General features: G+C 39.2%; 5 protein-coding genes. 3 read left to right on the plus strand and 2 right to left on the minus strand.

All coding sequences use genetic code 11. The features are described 5' to 3' along the window. The first annotated feature begins 230 nt into the window (after positions 1-230). Entirely contained in the window at positions 231-899 is a 669-nt protein-coding gene (locus WBJ10_RS11045) for a metal-dependent transcriptional regulator (RefSeq protein ID WP_276348923.1), read from the plus strand. A gap of 68 nt (positions 900-967) precedes the next feature. Here the strand turns inward: WBJ10_RS11045 and WBJ10_RS11050 are convergent, their stop codons facing one another. Then, a complete protein-coding gene (locus tag WBJ10_RS11050; RefSeq protein WP_276348924.1) occupies positions 968-2,239 on the minus strand; it encodes an APC family permease in 1,272 nt (423 codons plus the stop codon). A 210-nt stretch (positions 2,240-2,449) separates the two neighbouring features. On the opposite strand from WBJ10_RS11050, the gene WBJ10_RS11055 reads away from it, so the two are divergent. After that, positions 2,450-2,710, plus strand: coding sequence for a hypothetical protein (locus WBJ10_RS11055; RefSeq protein ID WP_424290255.1), 261 nt, complete (start codon positions 2,450-2,452; stop codon positions 2,708-2,710). Between the two features lie 4 nt (positions 2,711-2,714). Continuing rightward, positions 2,715-3,029, plus strand: coding sequence for a hypothetical protein (locus WBJ10_RS11060; protein WP_276348925.1), 315 nt, complete (start codon positions 2,715-2,717; stop codon positions 3,027-3,029). 11 nt (positions 3,030-3,040) lie between these two features. Here the strand turns inward: WBJ10_RS11060 and WBJ10_RS11065 are convergent. Continuing rightward, positions 3,041-3,360 (minus strand): murein L,D-transpeptidase catalytic domain-containing protein (locus WBJ10_RS11065; RefSeq protein ID WP_424290257.1); only part of this gene is annotated, 320 nt, incomplete at its 5' end.

Here is a 3,360-nt window from a genome sequence, read left to right on the forward strand (position 1 = left end):
GTCAAGGATCTCATCGTCAGCCGGAGCGTCAGGAATAGTCTTTTCACAGGAAGTGCCTATCCCTATCAGGCAGCTGATAATTAATAGAATCATTAACTTATTCTTCATACGCCAGTGGGTCTTTTGATTGACAAAGTTATAATTATTTGATTTGCAAAACTATTATTTTAGGCTTATCTAAAATAATAGTTTTATGACCCTTTTTCTTATTTTGCATAAAATCTAAATTGATGCATACTTTTACTGAGGAAAACTATCTTAAAGCCATCTACAAGTTAGAGGAACAGACAGGGGAGACTGTTATAAATTCAGACCTGGCAAAGGCGTTATCTATACATTCAGCGACTGTGACGGACATGCTGAAAAAGATGTCTCAAAAAAAGTTGATTACCTACGAAAAGTCAAAAGGCTTTGAACTTACTGATAAGGGTAAGAAGCTAGCTATCGGCATTATCCGAAGACATCGGTTATGGGAGGTTTTTCTAGTCGAGAATCTAGCCTTTGGATGGGATGAGGTACATGATATGGCTGAACAATTGGAACACATACAAAGCGAAGATCTAATAAACCGTCTTGACCGGTATTTAGGGCATCCAAAAGCCGATCCTCATGGTGATCCTATCCCCAATGAAAAAGGTGTATTTGCAAAGTCAAAAGCTACTCTCTTATCAACATTAAATACGGGAACAAGCTGTGTATTTTCTGGTGTAACTGATCATTCAGCAACTTTCCTCTCTTACCTGGATAAAGTAAAGCTTAGTCTGGGTGATACTATAAAGATCATTGAAATAGAAGAATACGACAAGAGTTTTATTTTGGGATTAGAAGGCCGCAAAAGCATCACAATAAGCAGTAAAATTGCTAATAGTATACTGGTTGTTGCAGAACCTTCAAAATAAAAGGTAATAGAAGTTCTTAGTGTTCATCGCCCCAAACCTTTTCAGGATCATTCGAATTAGCGGCAGCACTATTCCTTCCCGAACTTAGATAATATCCTGTTATACCAAGCGTTACCGCGATTCCAAAAATAAGATACCTCCCAGGTAAACTGGGTAGCTAAAAGGCCCGAAACAATTACCCCGAATGCAGGAAGAACTGGAAATTTATCTATCCTTAATGGAACTGAAAAAGGTCTTTTAAGTGTTGGATGCTTATAACGCAAGACAATAACCGCAAGGTTAACGAATGCAAAAACGAGCATCGCCCCCAGGGATGATACCGAAGCTACCAACTTTATCTGTCCAAAAGGGATAAAAAGTCCAACAATTGCCGCCAGCACTAAGGCTGCTACCCATGGTGCCTGCTGCTTATTTAGTTTAGAGAGCATTGCGGGCATGTCGCCTTTGCTTGCCATGCCGTACATCATTCTGCTTACCGATAAGGAAGCGCTTAAAGAAACATTAGCGGTAGCTAATAAAGCTGCAACACCAATTACAGGCCCCATCCAACTATAACGATTTGAGCCAGCCAGGGCAAGAGGAGAGCCGGAACTTGCTAGTGCTTCTGGTGTTGCCAGCGCAAGAGCAGAAAATACGATCAGAAGATAAATTACTGTAGTGAAAACAAGACTGAAAATAAAAGCAAGAGGAATATTCCTTCCCGGATTTTTTGCTTCCTCGGCAAGGGTTGCCATATGTTCATAGCCGGTATATACATAAAAGACGATTGCTACAGAAGTAAATATTTCTGAGCCTAAGCTAAATTTATGCTGAAATACATTCCCGAAGTTTGGAGAAGTTATTCCGGCCACAACAAGCATAACTAATCCTAATATCTGTGCAGAGGTGAAAGTTATATTTACTACAGAAGATTTTTTTATACCGGACAGATTAAACAGGGTAATTACAGCTAAAAGAGCGTAGGCGATAAGCATTTCTGGAATGTCAATAAACCCGCTAAAGTATCCTGCAAAAGCCAAAAGAACTGTGGCAAAAGTGGCCGTTCCGTGTATGGTGATAAAATAACCCGTAATAAATGGAATAACTTTTTTCTTGGGGAAGGCGTTACTCAAAAAAACATATTCTGCACCAGCTTTAGGGAAAGTAGAAGAAAGTTCTGCATAGGATAAAGCTGAAAAGGTGGCAGCTATCGTAGCTAAAACAAAGGCGATCCACATATTATACCCTGCTTCACCAGCCACTACACCAATTATAGCGTAAATACCTGCACCAACAATAGTTCCGACCCCATAAAATGTTAATGGGATTAACCCTAATGCCTTCTTAAGCTTTTCAGCCATCTGATAATTGGACTTAAATGTGTTCTGGAATACTGTTTGAGCTAAAGTGTTAATACATCAAGATTGACTTTTTGTTCTCAACAGATCAAAAACAGTTTGGAATAAGAGTTGTTCCTGAAGTGCAACACCAATAAACTATTTTCTATTTCTTGATGCGTGTATTCTGGCTGCGCTAGTATCAGACAATTCATATCAACAGTCATTATAAATATGAGAGAGACTTTGTATTTCTACTTCGCAATTTGTATTGCCGCTTTAGTTTTGAAATACCTAAGTGTTTTGGCATCAAAAATTATTAATCATGGCCATTCGCTTGATCATGAACAGCAACATGATTTGGGCAATTACATAAAAATACTAATTTTGATCTTGTTAGGATTAGGTATCTGGTACCTGGCTAATTCAGGACTAAATATTAAAGAGGCCTCAGCAGTTTGGGCATATTATTCAGTTAATTTTTCAAAAATGTAAACCTATGGGATTTGACCAATACCACGAACCCCCCAATGAACTATCTGATGAAACCAGAACGTTCGCAAGAATGATGTTATCTTTAATTGAAGAGGCAGAAGCAATTGATTGGTACGAACAGCGTATATCTGTTGAAAAGGATAAGCAGGCTAAAGCAATAATGCAGAATGCTCAGCAGGAAGAGTTTAAGCACTTCGGCATGGATCTGGAATTCCTATTGCGCAAAAAACCTGAATGGCGCGCGGTCATGCAATCCATACTATTTACGAAGGGTGACATTGTAAAACTGGGTAAAAAGGGTGAAGAAAAAATTGAATGATTGCTAAGGGACTATGCCTCATTCTTAGAATCGGTATGATCTACCCCCTTTAAAAGATCAGAAGTATCCACCCCTTCGCCATTGATAAATAAAAGGGTGTTACCTTCGATATTATTGATCACATCAGCGAATAAATCCATTGGCAAAGCGGGACAACCCTGACTTCTTCCAAGCCTACCGGTTCGGTTTATAAAGTCCTGACTAACGTAGTCTGCTCCGTGTACCACTATTGCTCTTTCTCTCGCCATACCATTTAAGTCGGCGTCCAGGCCATCCAATTTTAATGACCTTCCATGCTTTCCGGTATATACTTCAGCGGTGCTATAAAATC

It is taken from the genome of Daejeonella sp., from assembly GCF_049655485.1.
In the GTDB taxonomy this organism is placed as follows: Bacteria; Bacteroidota; Bacteroidia; order Sphingobacteriales; family Sphingobacteriaceae; genus Daejeonella.

Coding starts and splice junctions, on each gene's coding strand:
- WBJ10_RS11045 (WP_276348923.1), top strand. CDS start 231: ATGCATACTTTTACTGAGGAAAACTATCTTAAAGCCATCTACAAGTTA.
- WBJ10_RS11050 (WP_276348924.1), bottom strand. CDS start 2,239: ATGGCTGAAAAGCTTAAGAAGGCATTAGGGTTAATCCCATTAACATTT.
- WBJ10_RS11055 (WP_424290255.1), top strand. CDS start 2,450: ATGAGAGAGACTTTGTATTTCTACTTCGCAATTTGTATTGCCGCTTTA.
- WBJ10_RS11060 (WP_276348925.1), top strand. CDS start 2,715: ATGGGATTTGACCAATACCACGAACCCCCCAATGAACTATCTGATGAA.